Below are 16,113 nucleotides of genomic sequence, written 5' to 3'. Positions count from 1 at the left end.
CACAATGACCGGGCTATGACCGACTGACGAGACGAATGGCGCTATGACGACTTCGGCACTTCACCGTTCTGACACGGACGGGGACGCGGAGAAGACCACCCCCGGCGGCGCCGTCGGCGGCGGCCGGGTCTTCGCCTGGTTGCTCATCCTCTCCGGCGCCGCGGGCCTGCTGGCCGCCTGGATCATCACCCTCGACAAGAACCACATCCTGGAGGCGAAGGCCGAGGGGAAGACCTACACCCCCGGCTGCAGCATCAACCCGATCGTCTCCTGCGGCAGCATCATGGAGAGCGACCAGGCCGAGGCGTTCGGCTTCCCGAACCCCATGCTCGGCCTGATCGCCTACGGCATCGTCATCGCCGTGGGCGTGGGCGTCCTCGTCGGCGCGCGCTTCCCGCGCTGGTACTGGCTGACCCTGAACGCCGGCTGCCTGTTCGGCGTCGGCTTCTGCACCTGGCTCCAGTACCAGTCGCTGTACGAGATCGGCGCGCTGTGCCTGTGGTGCTGCCTGGCCTGGGCCGCCACCATCCTGATGTTCTCCTACGTGACGTGGTTCAACGTCAAGCACCGCTTCCTGCCGGCGCCCGAGGGGCTGCGCCGCGGGTTCCTGGAGTTCCACTGGGTGCTGCCGGTGCTGTGGATGGGCGTCATCGCGATGCTGATCCTCACCAAGTGGAAGAGCCAGCTCTGGGCCTGACCGAAGACGCCGGGCCGGCCGGGCCCACCCGGGGTGCGAACCCCGGGTGGGCCCGGTTTTCCGCTGATCGCCCCCGGCCCGTTGTCAGTGCGGTGACATAGGCTTCCCACGTGGAGCCAGACCTGTTCACCGCCGCCGCCGAGGAGCGCCAGGAGAAGGACCCGGCCGCCAGCCCGCTGGCCGTCCGGATGCGTCCGCGCACGCTCGATGAAGTCGTGGGGCAGCAGCACGTGCTGCGTCCCGGTTCGCCGCTGCGCCGGCTGGTGGGGGAGGGGAGCGGCGGCCCGGCCGGGTCCTCGTCGGTCATCCTGTGGGGCCCGCCGGGCACCGGGAAGACGACGCTGGCCTACGTCGTCAGCCAGGCCACCAAGAAGCGCTTCGTGGAGCTGTCGGCGATCACCGCAGGCGTCAAGGAGGTGCGGGCCGTCATCGACGGCGCGCGCCGCAGCTCGGGCGGGTACGGCCGGGAGACCGTGCTCTTCCTGGACGAGATCCACCGCTTCAGCAAGGCCCAGCAGGACTCGCTGCTGCCCGCCGTGGAGAACCGCTGGGTCACCCTCATCGCGGCCACCACGGAGAACCCGTACTTCTCGGTCATCTCCCCGCTGCTCTCGCGCTCGCTGCTGCTCACGCTGGAGCCGCTGACCGACGACGACCTGCGGTCCCTGCTGCGCCGCGCGCTGGCCGCCGAGCGCGGTCTCGGCGGCGTGGTGGAGCTGCCCGAGGACGCGGAGGCACACCTGCTGCGGATCGCCGGCGGCGACGCCCGGCGGGCGCTGACGGCCCTTGAGGCGGGCGCGGGCTCGGCGATAGCCAAGGGCGAGCCGCAGATCACGCTGGCCACGCTGGAGGAGGCGGTCGACCGGGCGGCGGTGAAGTACGACCGGAGCGGCGACCAGCACTACGACGTGGCGAGCGCGCTCATCAAGTCCATCCGCGGCTCGGACGTGGACGCGGCGCTGCACTACCTGGCCCGCATGATCGAGGCGGGCGAGGACCCTCGGTTCATCGCCAGGCGGCTGATGATCTCGGCGAGCGAGGACATCGGCATGGCCGACCCGACGGCGCTCCAGACGGCGGTGGCCGCGGCCCAGGCGGTGGCCCTGATCGGCTATCCCGAGGCCCGGATAGCGCTCGGGCAGGCCACGGTGGCGCTCGCGCTCGCGCCCAAGTCCAACGCCGCGTACCTGGCCATCGACGCGGCCCTGGCCGACGTGCGCGCCGGCCTCGCCGGACCCGTCCCGCCGCACCTGCGCGACGGCCACTACAAGGGCGCCCAGAAGCTCGGCCACGCGCAGGGCTACCTCTACCCGCACGACCTGCCGGGCGGCATCGCCGCGCAGCAGTACGCGCCGGACGCGGTGCACGGCAAGCGGTACTACGAGCCGACGCGGTACGGGGCGGAGGCGCGCTACGCCGACGTCGTGGAGCGGGTCAGGGCCCGGCTGCGCGGCGACCCGCCGCCCCCGCCCGCACGCGGCGAGCAACCGGAGACCAAGGCCGCCGAGTAACCAGACCCGCGCGGGCGCCACGCCGCCCCGGCGGGCGCGATCGGCGCCCGGGGCCGCGCGGTGCGGTGCGGCTTGGCCGGCCAGCCGGCGCGGCCGGTTCGCCGCACCGTCGTCGTGTCCCCAACTCCCGCCAGGTGTGCGGGAGTTGGGGAGCGGCGCACCGGTCGGGTGTGCCCGGGACGCCGAGACGGTCGGAGGGGTACGGGGTGAGCGGGCGAGGGAGCGGCGGGCTCAGCGGGCGCGGAGGGGCGCGCGGGTGTGGATGGTCGGATGTGCTGGTCGGCTACTCGGCAGCGGCCTCGAAGAGGGTGTGCATGGCGCGCCGTAGCTCCGTCACGTCGCGCACCGGCTCCGGGAAGTCGAAGCGGGCGTCGAAGGAGCGGCTGGTGGAGTCGGTGAAGCGGACCCGCAGGCCGAAGCGGCTGAGGGAGACGGGCACCGCCCGCACGGCGCGTCCGGCCGACACGCGCGCCTCCCCCTGCTGCGGTGCGCCAGGTTCCCGCGCGGCCCCGCAGTGGGCGCGCTCCCCGATGAGCGCGCAGAGCATCTGGACCTGCTCGCTGTGCGCGGAGTGCAGGTGCTGGAGGAGGTCGGCCTCGTGGGCCACCAGCGGGTCGGGGGCCGCGGCGGCGAAGGCGTCCGGCTCGACGCCCTCGGCGCCCCACAGGTCGTCCACGCACGCCTCGCCGACCTCGAGTCGCAGCAGTACCCAGGCGGGACGCCCGCCAGGTCGGCTCGCGGTGGGCGGCTGTGGCGCGTCGTCCATGCCGAGGATCTCGCCCACCGGATGGCGCTCGGCGAGCAGCATGGCGCAGGCGGCCCGCTCCTCGTTGCGTACCGGGGTGAGCCAGCCGGCGACCCAGGCGCGCCCGCGCACGCGATACGGCACCGAAACGGGTGCGACGTCCGTGATCTCCATCACGCACGCGAGGTCGTCATCCTGGGCGTACGCTGCGGCTCTGGCCGCCGGAGAGCCGCCGGGGACCAGCAGTAGCACGTCTCCGTCGGGCATCACGGTGCGGGCCGTGGGGATGCCCGCGGCGAAGTCCTCGGGCTCCTCGATTCCAGGAATCGCGAGAGAAGCCGTAGCCTTGGACTCCACGAGGGTTCGTACGCGCTCGGCGGCAGTGGGCTGCCGGGCGTCTTCCGCGGGGCGCGGCTGACCCACCTCAGTGCCTTCAGGCCCGGAGTCGTCTGACTCCGTGCCCTGGGCGGTGCTTGATGTGGGGCTCCCAGGTCGAAACATGCGTTCTCCTCGGCTAAGGTAAGCCTAACCTAACTTACACGGAGGTTCGTTCCACGTGAACCAGTCGCGCCCCAAGGTCAAGAAGTCGCGTGCGCTCGGCATCGCACTGACTCCCAAGGCCGTCAAGTACTTCGAGGCTCGCCCCTACCCGCCGGGTGAGCACGGCCGTGGCCGCAAGCAGAACAGCGACTACAAGGTCCGACTCCTTGAGAAGCAGCGTCTGCGCGCTCAGTACGACATCAGCGAGCGCCAGATGGCCCGTGCCTACGACCGCGCTCGGAAGGTCGACGGCAAGACGGGCGAGGCCCTGATCATCGAGCTTGAGCGCCGCCTGGACGCGCTCGTCCTTCGGTCGGGCATCGCCCGGACCATCTACCAGTCGCGCCAGATGGTCGTGCACGGTCACATCGAGGTCAACGGCCGCAAGGTCGACAAGCCGTCCTTCCGCGTCCGCCCGGGCGACGTCGTGATGGTCCGCGAGCGCAGCCGCGAGAAGCACCCCTTCCAGGTCGCTCGCGAGGGTGGCTACGACACCGACGGCGAGACGCCGCGCTACCTCGAGGTCAACCTCAAGGCGCTCGCGTTCCGCCTCGACCGGGACCCGAACCGCAAGGAGATCCCGGTGATCTGCGACGAGCAGCTCGTCGTCGAGTACTACGCTCGCTAAGCACAGCTCAGCAGGTAGGCCCCGCCCGCGAGGGCGGGGCCTTTCGCGTGTCGGCCGGACCTAGCCCGCGGACTCCTCGTCCGCCTCGGCCGGCGGGGGGCCGGCCGGCTGCCTGCGGCGCAGCGCGGCTGCAGCGCCCGCGGCCCACTCCTCGGCCGCCCGGCCCTCGCTGGCCCGGTCCTCCTCGGGCCAGGGCCGCCCGGCCACCCCGCCCGCCTGCCCGACCAGGCTGGCCGGGCGCCCGCGGCCCCGCTCCAGGACCTGGGCCACCGCCGTGTCCAGGCCCCCGCGTCGTCCGTCGCGCCGCGCCGCCTCGTATCCCGCGTCGCCGAGCAGGCCCCTGGCCCGCGCGGCGCAGCGCTCGTGCCGCTGGCGCAGCAGCGGGGAGCGCAGCGGCTCGCCGGCCAGGTCGCGCCAGCCGGTGAGGGCGGCGCCCTGCAACTCGGCCGCCCACTCCGGTGCGTCGAGCACCACCAGCGGCGCCAGCCGCTCAAGCGCCAGCGTCATGCCCAGCAGATCGCCGAACTCCCGCTTGATCTCCAGGCAGGCCACCAGGAGTTCGCGGGCCTGCTCGTCCTCGCCCCGCTCGGCCCGCGCGCAGGCCAGCGCGTACAGGGCGTACGAGCGCACCCACCGCTCCCCGCTGTCGGTCGCCACCTGGCGGGCGTCCTCGGCCAGCGCCAGGGCCGCCTCCGCGTCGCCGAGCAGCGCCAGCGCCAGCGCGAGCTGCACTTGGGCGAGGAGTACCAGGGCGTTCAACTCGCCCCGGGTGCGATAGCGCTCAAGGCACTCGCGTAACAGGGCCACCGCGCGCGGCAGGTCGTCGTTGACGAGCGCGGTCGCGCCCAGCATCTGGGTGGCCAGTGCCGCCGCGCTCTCGTCGCCGCACCGGTCGGCCAGCTCGCGGCACTCGTGCAGCGCGGTCAGCGCGGCCACCGCGTCCCCGCGCGCCGCCGCCGTCAGGCCCACCGCCCACAGCGCCTTCGCGCGCGGCTCCGGCTGGTCGCCCCCGAGTTCCAGCGCGCGCTCCAGCCAGTGCTGGCCCTCGGCGAGCCGCCCGCAGCCGACCCAGTAGAACCAGAGGGTGCCCGTCAGGTACTGGCCGATGTGCGCGTCCTCGGGGCTCTCCAGGCTGTACTCGAGCGCGAGCCGCAGGTTCGGCAGCTCCGCCTCCACGCGCTGGGCCACCTCGATCTGGCGCAGGCTGAACCAGTCCAGCTCACACCAGGTGGCGAGCCCCAGGTACCAGTCGCGGTGCCGCTTGCGCAGCCGCTCCGTCTCGCCCAGCTCGGCCAGCCACCGGGCGCCGTAGGCGCGCACCGGGCGCAGCAGCCGGTAGCGGGCCTGCCCGGCGCCCTCGGGCGGGTCGTCCCGGACCACGACGGACTGCGCGACCAGGCCCGACAGGGCCGGCAGCACCTCGTCAGCCGGCAGGTCCGGGCCGGAGCACACGTACTCGACGGCGTCCAGGTCGAAGCCGCCGTCGAAGACCGACAGCCGCGACCACAGCAGCCGCTCGCCGGCCGTGCACAGCTCGTGGCTCCAGCCGATCGCGGTGGACAGCGAGCGGTGCCGGTCGGGGACGCTGTGGCCGTCGCTGGTCAGCAGCCTGAGCGGGTCATCGAGCCGGAGCAGGAGCTGTTCCAGGGACAGGGTGCGCAACTGCGCCGCCGCCAGCTCGATGGCCAGCGGCATGCCGTCCAGGCGCCGACACACCTCGCTCACCGCCTCGCGGCCGGCCGCCGCGGTGAAGGCGGGCAGCAGCGCCGAGGCCCGGTCGGCGAAGAGTTCGACGGCGTCGGGCCACACCGGCAGCGGGCGCAGCGGCAGCAGCCGCTCGCCGGTAATCCCGAGCGGGCGCCGGCTGGCGACGAGCACCCGCAGCCCCGGCACCCGCCGCAACAGCTCGGCCACCAGCGCGGCACACGGCTCGCTCAGGTGCTCGCAGCCGTCGAGCACCAACAGCGTCTCGCCCTGCGCGAGGCGCCGCACCAACACCTCGCGCGGACTCCGCCCGCTGGGCGCGGTCAGCCCGAGCGCGCCCAGCACCGCCTCGTCGGGGTCGGTGTCGGCGGGGAGTTCGGCCAGGCTGACCAGCCACATGCCGTCGCAGAAGCGATTCCGCATCCGCCTGGCCGCCCGCAGCGCCAGCCGGGACTTGCCGGTTCCGGCGACGCCCGTGACCGTCACCAGGCGGGTTCGGGAGAGGAGTCGCTTGATCTGAGCCAGTTCCGCGGACCGTCCGACGAACCGGCTGACTTCGGCGGGGAGGGCGCCCGCTCTGCTGGGTTGGGCGGAGGGGCTGGGCTTCGCTGATCCGGGGCGCGGAACATGTCGCATAAAACACGGAGCGTACTCAACGGTATGCGGGCCGTACAATCCCCGTCCGTGCCACCCGGCCGGGGCGCGCGCCCCCGTCGGAAGCGGCCTGTGGCGAGCGACAATGCGGTACGGCCGACGAGCCGCGGCGCGATAGGCTCGGTGTCTGCCGCCCGCGCCCGCGATGTCTGACCGCCCGCAAGTGGCGGCGGGACGTGCTGAACGAGTACAGCCCACGACGAGTCAACGATCAGCAGGGAGCGGTGCGACGTGTCCGGTGGAGAAGTGGCCGGGATCCTCGTGGCCGTCTTCTGGGCGATCCTGGTGTCGTTCCTCGCCCTCGCGCTGGTGAGGCTCGCGCAGACGCTCAAGGCGACCACCAAGCTGGTGGCGGACGTGACCGACCAGGCCGTGCCGCTGCTGAGCGAGGCGTCGGCCACGGTGCGCAACGCCAACACGCAGCTCGCGCGCGTCGACTCGATCGCGGCCGACGTCCAGGAGGTCACCTCCAACGCGTCCGCGCTCTCCTCCACCGTCTCGTCGGCCTTCGGCGGACCGCTGGTGAAGGTGGCCGCGTTCGGGTACGGGGTACGCCGGGCCATCGGCCGCAAGGGCGAGGCCCCGGAGCGTACGACCGTCGTCGTCGGCAAGACCGTGCCGTCCGCACGGCGCGGTGGCCGCCGCAGCCGGAGCACCAGCCGGAGCAATGACCGGAGCAAGAAGGACTGATCGCGATGTTCCGCCGCGCATTCTGGTTCACCACCGGCGCCGCAGCCGGCGTGTGGGCCACCACGAAGGTCAACCGCAAGTTGCGCCAGTTGACCCCCGAGAGTCTGGCCGCGCAGGCCGCGGACAAGGCGGTGGAGACCGGACACCGACTGAAGCAGTTCGCCCTGGACGTACGGGTCGGAATGTCGGACCGGGAAGCGGCGTTGAACGATGCGCTGGGACTCAACGGGGGGCCCGACGCCCGGGAACTGCCCGTGCGGCACGCGCAGGTGCTGGAGTCGAAGACCTACCGTCCCGCGGGCCTGACCGCCCAAGGTGATCCGGACACCCGCCGGGGCGATGACTGGAACGACCGGGAAAACGACCGGAAGACCGACCGGAACGATCGGAAAGAGGACTACTGATGGAGTCGGCCGAAATCCGCCGCCGCTGGCTACGCTTCTTCGAGGAGCGGGGGCACACCGTCGTGCCGTCGGCGTCGCTGATCGCGGACGACCCGACGCTGTTGCTGGTCCCCGCGGGCATGGTGCCCTTCAAGCCGTACTTCCTCGGCGAGGTCAAGCCCCCCTTCGACCGGGCCACCAGCGTGCAGAAGTGCGTGCGCACGCCCGACATCGAAGAGGTCGGCAAGACCACGCGGCACGGCACGTTCTTCCAGATGTGCGGCAACTTCTCCTTCGGCGACTACTTCAAGGAAGGCGCCATCAAGCTCGCCTGGGAGCTGCTGACCAGCTCGCAGGCGGACGGGGGCTACGGCCTGGACCCGGAGAAGCTGTGGATCACGGTCTACGAGCAGGACGACGAGGCCGAGCGCATCTGGCGTGAGGTCATCGGCGTGCCGGCCGAGCGCATTCAGCGCCTGGGCATGGGCCCCAACTACTGGTCCATGGGCGTGCCCGGACCGTGCGGCCCCTGCTCCGAGATCAACTACGACCGTGGCCCCGAGTTCGGCCCCGAGGGCGGCCCGGCCGTCAACGACGAGCGGTACGTGGAGATCTGGAACCTGGTCTTCATGCAGTACGAGCGCGGACCGGGCTCCGGCAAGGAGGACTTCCCGATCCTCGGCGAGCTGCCCAGCAAGAACATCGACACCGGCCTCGGCCTCGAACGCCTCGCGATGATCCTGCAGGGCGTGCGCAACATGTACGAGACGGACACCCTCCGGGTCGTCATGGACCAGGCCACCGAGCTGACCGGGGTCGCCTACGGCGCGAGCACGGACACCGACGTCGCCCTGCGCGTGGTCGGCGACCACATCCGCACCTCGGTGATGCTCATCGGCGACGGCGTCACCCCGGGCAACGAGGGCCGCGGGTACGTGCTGCGCCGCATCATGCGTCGCGCCATCCGCAACATGCGCCTGCTGGGCGCCACCGGACCGGTGGTCGGGCAGCTCGTGGACGTCGTGCTCACGACGATGGGCCAGCAGTACCCGGAGCTGCTCGAGGACCGCAAGCGCATCGAGACGGTCGCCCTGGCCGAGGAGAGCGCGTTCCTCAAGACGCTGAAGTCCGGCACCAACATCCTGGACACGGCCGTCAGCGAGACCAAGGCCGCCGGTTCCACCACGCTCGCCGGTGACAAGGCGTTCCTGCTGCACGACACGTGGGGCTTCCCCATCGACCTGACCCTGGAGATGGCCGCCGAGCAGGGGCTGACCGTCGACCAGGAGGGCTTCCGCCGCCTGATGAAGGAGCAGCGGGAGCGGGCCAAGGCGGACGCCAAGTCCAAGAAGCAGGGCCACGCCGACCTCTCCGCCTACCGCGCGGTCGCCGACACCTCCGGCACCACGGTCTTCACCGGGTACGCGGAGACGGCGGGCGAGTCCTCCGTCGTCGGGCTGCTCGTCGACGGCGTCTCGTCGCCCGCCGCGCACGAGGGTGACGAGGTCGAGGTCGTCCTCGACCGCACGCCGTTCTACGCCGAGGGCGGCGGCCAGCTCGCCGACACGGGCCGGATCAGGCTGGACACCGGCGCCGTGGTCGAGGTGCGCGACGTGCAGCAGCCGGTGCCCGGCGTGAGCGTGCACAAGGGCGTGGTGCAGGTCGGCGAGGTCGTCGTCGGCGCCGGGGCGTACGCCCAGATCGACGTCACCCGCCGGCGGGCCATCGCCCGCGCGCACAGCGCCACCCACCTCACCCACCAGGCGCTGCGCGACGCGCTCGGCCCGACGGCCGCCCAGGCCGGCTCGGAGAACTCGCCCGGCCGCTTCCGGTTCGACTTCGGCTCGCCCGCCGCGGTCCCCGGCACGGTGCTCACGGACGTCGAGCAGAAGATCAACGACGTGCTCTCCCGCGAACTCGACGTCACCGCCGAGGTGATGAGCATGGACGAGGCGAAGAAGCAGGGCGCCATCGCCGAGTTCGGCGAGAAGTACGGCGACCGGGTGCGCGTGGTGACCATCGGCGACTTCTCCAAGGAGCTGTGTGGTGGCACGCACGTGCACAACACGGCCCAGCTCGGCCTGGTGAAGCTGCTCGGCGAGTCCTCGATCGGCTCGGGGGTGCGCCGCGTGGAGGCCCTGGTGGGCGTCGACGCGTACAACTTCCTCGCTCGCGAGCACACGGTGGTCTCGCAGCTCACGGACCTGGTCAAGGGGCGTCCCGAGGAGCTGCCGGAGAAGATCTCCGGAATGTTGGCCAAGCTCAAGGAGGCCGAGAAGGAGATCGAGCGGTTCCGCGCGGAGAAGGTGCTGCAGGCCGCGGCCGGGCTCGCCGAGGGCGCCCAGGACGTGCGGGGCGTCGCGCTGGTGACCGGCCGGGTGCCCGACGGCACGGGCGCCGACGACCTGCGCAAGCTGGTGCTCGATGTGCGCGGGCGTATCCAGGGCGGTCGCCCGGCGGTCGTCGCGCTGTTCGCCGTCGCCGGCGAGCGCCCGCTCACGGTGATCGCCACCAACGAGGCGGCCCGCGAGCGCGGCCTCAAGGCCGGCGAGCTGGTGCGCACCGCCGCCAAGACGCTCGGCGGAGGCGGCGGCGGCAAGCCGGACGTCGCCCAGGGCGGCGGCCAGAACCCGGCCGCCATCGACGACGCGATCGCCGCCGTGCAGCGCCTCGTCGCCGAGCAGGCGTGAGGAGCGGCCCAGCGGGCGTGAGCACCAGCCGACCAGGCGTGCGGACCGGCCGAGCGGGCGGGCCGCGCGGCTGAGTGGGCGCCAGTGGTTGGCCGTGTCGCGCGTGACGCGCGGGCGGGCCGCCGCGTGGTGGGAGGAGTGGTCGGCCGGCCGGGTGGACGTCACCCGGCCGGCCGATGACCGCCCGGACCGGTGCGATGTGCACTCGACTGGGCGCGGGAACGGACGGGGTGACGGGAGTACGTCGCCCCGGTGGTGGAACAACGGCTCCGGCGTGAGCGGTAGGTCGAGCGGGAGCGGGGACGAGGCGGCGTGAGCGAGGAACGGCCCATGCGACGCGGGCGACGGATCGCCGTCGATGTCGGAGACGCCCGGATCGGGGTGGCCTCGTGCGACCCCGACGGGATCCTCGCGACACCGGTGGAGACGGTGCCGGGCCGGGACGTCCCGGCCGCGCGGCGCAGGCTGGTGGCGATCGTCGAGGAGTACGAGCCGATCGAGGTCATCGTCGGCCTGCCACGGTCCCTGCGCGGTACGGAGGGCCCGGCCGCGACCAAGGTGCGCGGCTTCGCCGACGAGCTGGCCCGGGCCGTGGCGCCGGTGCCGGTGCGACTGGTCGACGAGCGCATGAGCACGGTCACCGCGACCCAGGGGCTGCGCGCCGCGGGGGTCAGGAGCAAGAAGGGGCGGTCGGTCGTCGACCAGGCCGCCGCCGTCATCATCCTCCAGAACGCGCTGGAGATGGAGCGTTCCTCGGGCCGCCCGCCGGGAGAGGCCGTCGAAGTGGTCATCTGATCGCGATACGGTAACGTTCCGCGCGGCATGGCAGCCGTTCGAATCCCGGGCGTCGTGATAGCCCGGCGGAGCGAACCCCGCGCCCCACGCGCGTACCGGCTGCCGCAGCGCGGCACTAGGGGATTGATGACTGAGTATGGCCGGAGCTCCGGCTCCCAACCGTGGGACCCCGAGGACCCCTTGTACGGGGACCCGGGGTGGCACGGGCAGCAGGCCGCGGGTGGTCAGAACCCCTACGGTGACCAGGCCCAGCAGTATGCGCAGCAGCAGGAACCTTTCGCGCAGCAGCAGTACGGCTGGGACGGCGCACAGGGCTCGGGCGACCCGTACGGCGGCGGCCCGGGCGACCCGTACGCGCACGGCCAGCAACAGGGCCAGCAGCCCACCCAGCAGCAGGGCCAGTCCGTCGACCCCTACGGGACGGGCCAGCACGCCCAGTCCGGCGACGCCTACTCGACGGGCCAGCACGCCCAGCCCGGTGACCCGTACGCGACGGGGCAGCACGCACAGCCCGGTGACCCGTACGCGACGGGGCAGCACGCACAGCCGGGCGATCCGTACGGGACGGGCCAGCACGCCCAGCTCGGCGACCCGTACGCGACGGGCCAGCACGCGCAGCCCGGCGAGCCCTACGCGCCGGACCAGCACGGCCAGCCGGTCGACGGCTACCCCTCCGGTCAGCACGGCCACCCGTACGGCGGCGGGCAGGCCGACTACCACGGGACGCCGGACGGCTATCCGGCGCCCGAGCCGCAGGCGCCCCCGCACGGCCAGCACCCCCAGCAGCAGCCGGCGTACCAGGGGCAGGCGGGGCAGGAGCCCCGGCAGCGGACGCGCGGACGGTCTCCGGCGGGCCCTCCGGCGGAGGAGCCGGTAGACGACTGGCGGGCGGAGAACGAGCCCGATCCGGGTGAGCCCGACCACCCCTTCTTCGCGGAAGAGAAGAACTCGTTCTTCGACGACGCCGACGGCACCGGTCGAGGCGGGCGCGACGGACGCGGGCCGGGGCGCGACGACGGGCGGGGCGCCGAGCACGACGGCGGGTTCGACGACGCGTATGACGACGATGTCAGCGACCCGCGCGAGGAGCGTCGGCAGTCCCGGGAGCGGCGGAACAAGAAGACCAAGCGCCGTAGTGGCATGGCGTGTCTGGTGGTCACGGTGGTGCTCGGCGGCGTCGTGGGTGGCGTGGGGTACTTCGGCTACCAGTTCTGGCAGAGCCACTTCGGCGCCGCGCCGGACTTCGCGGGCGAGGGCACCGACGAGCAGGTGCAGATCGAGATCCCCGAGGGCACCGGCGTCGCCGCCATGGGCGAGATTCTCAAACGCGAAGGCGTCGTCAAGAGCAGCCGGGCGTTCGTGGACGCCGCCAACGAGAGCCCCAAGGGCGATCGCATCCAGGCGGGGACGTACACGCTCAACAAGCGGATGTCGGGGGACGCGGCCGTCACGATGATGACCGACCCCGCGGCGCTCAACTCCCTGATCATCAGCGAGGGCATGCGCAACCGCGCCGTCTACGCCGCGATCGACAAGAAGATCGGCGCCGCCGAGGGCACCACCCTGGAGGTGGCCCAGAAGGAGTACCGCAACCTCGGGCTCCCCGCCTGGGCGAACAAGGACCCCGACATCAAGGACCCGCTGGAGGGGTTCCTCTACCCCTCCCGCTACAGCGTCGGCAAGGACGCCGAGCCCGCCGCCGTACTGCGCAAGATGGTCGAGCAGGCCAACAAGGAGTACGAGAAGCTCGGCATCGACGAGGCCAAGGCCCGGAGCCTGGGCCTGTCGTCGCCGCTCGACATCGTCACCGTGGCCAGCCTCGTCAACGCCGAGGGCATGACGCACGACGACTTCCGCAAGATGGCCGACGTCGTCTACAACCGCCTCAAGCCCGACAACGTGCAGACCAACGGGCTGCTGGAGTTCGACTCGACGTACAACTACATCAAGAACCAGAGCAAGATCGACTTGACGATCGAGGAACTGCGCAAGTACGACAACCCCTACAACACGTACCACGACGAGGGGCTGCCGCCCGGACCCATCGGGAACCCGGGGGAGGACGCGCTGAAGGCCACCCTGAAGCCCGAGCGGGGCGGGTGGTACTACTTCGTCTCCGTCGACCTCAAGACGACGAAGTTCACCAAGACCTACGCCGAGCACAAGAAGCTGGTCGACGAGTTCAACAAGACGCGCGGCGGCGGTAACTGACACAGGGGGCGGGGACAGACAGATGCCGGACGACCGCAGGGCGGCGGTCCTAGGATCGCCCATCGCGCACTCGCTCTCGCCGGTGTTGCACCGAGCCGCGTACGCCAAGCTGGGCCTGACCGGCTGGCGCTACGACCGGTACGAGGTGGACGAGGCCGGGCTGCCGGCCTTCCTCCAGGGGCTGGACCGCACCTGGGCCGGGCTCTCGCTGACGATGCCGCTCAAGCGGGCGATCATCCCGCTGCTCGACGAGATCAGCGAGACCGCGGCCTCGGTCGAGGCGGTGAACACCGTGCTGTTCACCGAGGAGGGTCGGCGGGTCGGCGAGAACACCGACATCCCCGGCATGATCGCGGCCATGCGCGAGCGCGGCGTGGAACGGGTGGAGCACGCCGCGGTGTTGGGCGCCGGGGCCACCGCGTCCTCGGCGCTGGCCGCCCTCGCCCGCATCCAGGTCGGCGAGGTCACCGCGTACGTGCGCGGGGCGGCCCGGGCCACCGAGATGCGGCAGTGGGGCGAGCGGCTCGGGGTGCGCGTGCGCACCGCGGACTGGGCGGACGCGGCCGAGGCGATGAGCGCCCCGCTGGTGTTCGCGACCACGCCGGCTGGCAGCACCGACGCGCTGGCCGCAGCCGTGCCCGAGCGGCCCGGCGCGCTCTTCGACGTGCTCTACGACCCCTGGCCGACCGCGTTGGCCGCCGCCTGGTCGGCGCGCGGCGGCGCCGTCGTCGGCGGGCTCGACCTGCTCGTGCACCAGGCGGTGTTGCAGGTGGAGCGGATGACCGGCGGCGCGGCACCGCTGGCCGCCATGCGGGAGGCGGGCGAGGCCGCGCTCGCGGCGCGGCAGCGGCCCACGGCGCCGTAGCGGCTCCGGCCCGCGCGGCGGCGTTCCGCGCGCCCGGCCGGTGGCCACCGGGAGCGCGCCCGGTCGGGCGCGGGTGCGCCGTGCGGACGCTGCCCGAACCTCGCGCCGCCCCGGCGACGGGCGCGGGCCGTCGTCCGTAGCGTGGACGGGCGAACGGGCTCCGTCGCAGCTCATGGGAGGATCGGAGCTGAGAAGTCGCACGGGCGCGAGGTTTTAAGGAGCACCGTTGAGCAGGTTGCGTTGGCTGACCGCGGGGGAGTCGCACGGCCCCGCACTGGTGGCGACCCTGGAGGGGCTGCCCGCCGGGGTACCGATCACCACCGACATGGTGGCGGACGCCCTCGCGCGGCGGCGGCTCGGCTATGGCCGCGGTGCCCGGATGAAGTTCGAGCGCGACGAGGTCACGTTCATCGGCGGCGTGCGGCACGGCCTGACCATGGGCGGCCCCGTGGCCATCATGGTGGGCAACACCGAGTGGCCCAAGTGGGAACAGGTGATGGCCGCCGACCCGGTCGACCCACAGGTGCTGGCGGGGCTGGCGAGGAACGAGCCGCTGACCCGCCCCCGGCCCGGCCACGCCGACCTGGCCGGCATGCAGAAGTACGGCTTCGACGAGGCCCGGCCGATCCTGGAGCGCGCCTCCGCGCGCGAGACCGCGGCCCGCGTCGCCCTCGGCGCCGTCGCCCGCTCCTACCTCAAGGAGACGGCCGGCATCGAGATCGTCTCGCACGTGGTGGAGCTGGCCGCGGCGAAGGCCCCGTACGGCGTCTACCCGACCCCCGGCGACGTCGAGCGCCTCGACGCCGACCCGGTGCGCTGCCTGGACCCCGAGGCCAGCGAGGCGATGGTGGCCGAGATCGACCAGGCGCACAAGGACGGCGACACCCTCGGCGGCGTGGTCGAGGTGCTGGCGTACGGCGTGCCGGTCGGGCTCGGCTCGCACGTGCACTGGGACCGGCGGCTCGACGCGCGGCTCGCGGCGGCGCTCATGGGCATCCAGGCCATCAAGGGCGTCGAGCTCGGCGACGGGTTCGATCTGGCCCGGGTCCCCGGCTCGCAGGCGCACGACGAGATCCTGCCGACCGAGGACGGGATCAAGCGGGCGACCGGCCGCTCCGGTGGCACCGAGGGCGGACTGACCACCGGCGAGCTGCTGCGCGTGCGGGCCGCGATGAAGCCCATCGCGACCGTGCCCCGGGCGCTGGCCACCGTCGACGTGACCACCGGCGAGCCGACCAAGGCCCACCATCAGCGCTCGGACGTGTGCGCCGTGCCGGCCGCCGGGATCGTCGCCGAGGCGATGGTGGCGCTGGTGCTCGCCGACGCGGTGGCGGAGAAGTTCGGCGGCGACAGCGTCCCCGAGACCCGCCGCAACGTCCGTGGCTTCCTCGACCACCTGCAGATCCGGTGACCGGCGCGGAGCAGCACGCCGCGCCCGGCGCCGGCGAGCGCCGCGGGCCCGTCGTGATCCTGGTGGGCCCGCCCGGCGCGGGCAAGACGACCGTGGGCGCGCTGCTCGCCGAGCGCCTCGGCACCACCTACCGCGACACCGACGCCGACATCGAGCGGACCGCCGGCCAGCCCATTCCGGAGATCTTCTTCGAGCACGGCGAGCCGCACTTCCGCGCCCTTGAGCGGGCCGCGGTGCGCGCCGCGGTGGCCGAGCACCCGGGCGTGCTCTCACTCGGCGGCGGCGCGGTGATGGACGAGGACACCCGGGCGCTGCTGACCGGCCTGCCCGTGGTCTTCCTCGACGTGCAGCTCGCCGCGGCCGTGCGCCGGGTGGGCCTGGACGCGCCGCGCCCGCTGCTGGCCGTCAATCCGCGACAGCGCTGGCGGGAGCTGATGGAGGCGCGCCGCCCGTTGTACACGCAGGTGGCCCGCGCCGTCGTGAGCACCGACGACCGCACTCCCGAGGACGTGGCCGGCGAGGTGGCGGGGGCGCTGGAGCTTGAGAAGTGATCGTGTGACCCGCATCCCGCAGACGCCGCATCCCGCAG

13 protein-coding genes are annotated in these 16,113 nt (G+C 73.0%); 11 read left to right on the top strand and 2 right to left on the bottom strand.

Annotation, left to right across the window (positions count from 1 at the left end; genetic code table 11):
• The first annotated feature begins 43 nt into the window (after window positions 1-43).
• Window positions 44-697: a vitamin K epoxide reductase family protein gene (locus AC3CHW_RS04170; RefSeq protein WP_187064066.1), complete on the top strand. Its 654-nt coding sequence runs from the start codon at window positions 44-46 to the stop codon at window positions 695-697.
• 110 nt (window positions 698-807) lie between these two features.
• Window positions 808-2,208 carry a replication-associated recombination protein A gene (locus tag AC3CHW_RS04165; RefSeq protein WP_176164996.1) on the top strand — a complete coding sequence of 467 codons (1,401 nt, stop codon included), beginning with the start codon at window positions 808-810 and terminating at the stop codon, window positions 2,206-2,208.
• A gap of 283 nt (window positions 2,209-2,491) precedes the next feature.
• On the opposite strand, the gene AC3CHW_RS04160 is transcribed toward AC3CHW_RS04165, so the two are convergent.
• Window positions 2,492-3,454 (bottom strand): DUF2470 domain-containing protein, encoded by a 963-nt coding sequence (locus AC3CHW_RS04160; protein WP_488469595.1) that lies wholly within the window; start codon window positions 3,452-3,454, stop codon window positions 2,492-2,494.
• A gap of 55 nt (window positions 3,455-3,509) precedes the next feature.
• Between AC3CHW_RS04160 and rpsD the strand changes: the two genes are divergently transcribed.
• On the top strand, window positions 3,510-4,121 hold the full coding sequence (gene rpsD, locus AC3CHW_RS04155) for a 30S ribosomal protein S4 (protein WP_176164998.1): 612 nt from the start codon (window positions 3,510-3,512) through the stop codon (window positions 4,119-4,121).
• Between the two features lie 60 nt (window positions 4,122-4,181).
• Here rpsD and AC3CHW_RS04150 read toward each other — a convergent pair whose 3' ends face one another.
• Window positions 4,182-6,461: an ATP-binding protein gene (locus tag AC3CHW_RS04150; protein WP_488469594.1), complete on the bottom strand. Its 2,280-nt coding sequence runs from the start codon at window positions 6,459-6,461 to the stop codon at window positions 4,182-4,184.
• Window positions 6,462-6,710: 249 nt separating this feature from the next.
• On the opposite strand from AC3CHW_RS04150, the gene AC3CHW_RS04145 reads away from it, so the two are divergent.
• The 8 genes from AC3CHW_RS04145 (at window position 6,711) to AC3CHW_RS04110 (ending at window position 16,075) form a co-directional block, all read left to right on the top strand.
• Window positions 6,711-7,169, top strand: a complete 459-nt coding sequence (locus tag AC3CHW_RS04145) for a DUF948 domain-containing protein (RefSeq protein WP_398606788.1) — start codon at window positions 6,711-6,713, stop codon at window positions 7,167-7,169.
• 5 nt (window positions 7,170-7,174) lie between these two features.
• On the top strand, window positions 7,175-7,573 hold the full coding sequence (locus tag AC3CHW_RS04140; protein WP_232109672.1) for a hypothetical protein: 399 nt from the start codon (window positions 7,175-7,177) through the stop codon (window positions 7,571-7,573).
• Window positions 7,573-10,242, top strand: coding sequence for an alanine--tRNA ligase (gene alaS, locus AC3CHW_RS04135; protein ID WP_398606790.1), 2,670 nt, complete (start codon window positions 7,573-7,575; stop codon window positions 10,240-10,242). Before AC3CHW_RS04140 ends, alaS begins: the two co-directional genes overlap by 1 nt.
• A gap of 330 nt (window positions 10,243-10,572) precedes the next feature.
• Window positions 10,573-11,037, top strand: a complete 465-nt coding sequence (ruvX, locus tag AC3CHW_RS04130) for a Holliday junction resolvase RuvX (RefSeq protein WP_488469593.1) — start codon at window positions 10,573-10,575, stop codon at window positions 11,035-11,037.
• 126 nt (window positions 11,038-11,163) lie between these two features.
• Complete coding sequence (mltG, locus tag AC3CHW_RS04125) at window positions 11,164-13,248, top strand: endolytic transglycosylase MltG (protein WP_488469592.1); 2,085 nt, start codon at window positions 11,164-11,166, stop codon at window positions 13,246-13,248.
• 22 nt (window positions 13,249-13,270) lie between these two features.
• Window positions 13,271-14,113, top strand: coding sequence for a shikimate dehydrogenase (locus AC3CHW_RS04120; protein WP_398606792.1), 843 nt, complete (start codon window positions 13,271-13,273; stop codon window positions 14,111-14,113).
• 226 nt (window positions 14,114-14,339) lie between these two features.
• Entirely contained in the window at window positions 14,340-15,524 is a 1,185-nt protein-coding gene (gene aroC, locus AC3CHW_RS04115; protein WP_176165005.1) for a chorismate synthase, read from the top strand.
• Window positions 15,521-16,075 (top strand): shikimate kinase, encoded by a 555-nt coding sequence (locus AC3CHW_RS04110; protein WP_176165006.1) that lies wholly within the window; start codon window positions 15,521-15,523, stop codon window positions 16,073-16,075. The genes aroC and AC3CHW_RS04110 overlap by 4 nt, the downstream gene beginning before the upstream one ends.
• Window positions 16,076-16,113 lie beyond the last annotated feature (38 nt).

The sequence above is a fragment of the Streptomyces sp. MGP-BFMKR1 genome, assembly GCF_057766585.1.
This window is presented reverse-complemented; position numbering and strand designations above follow the sequence as displayed.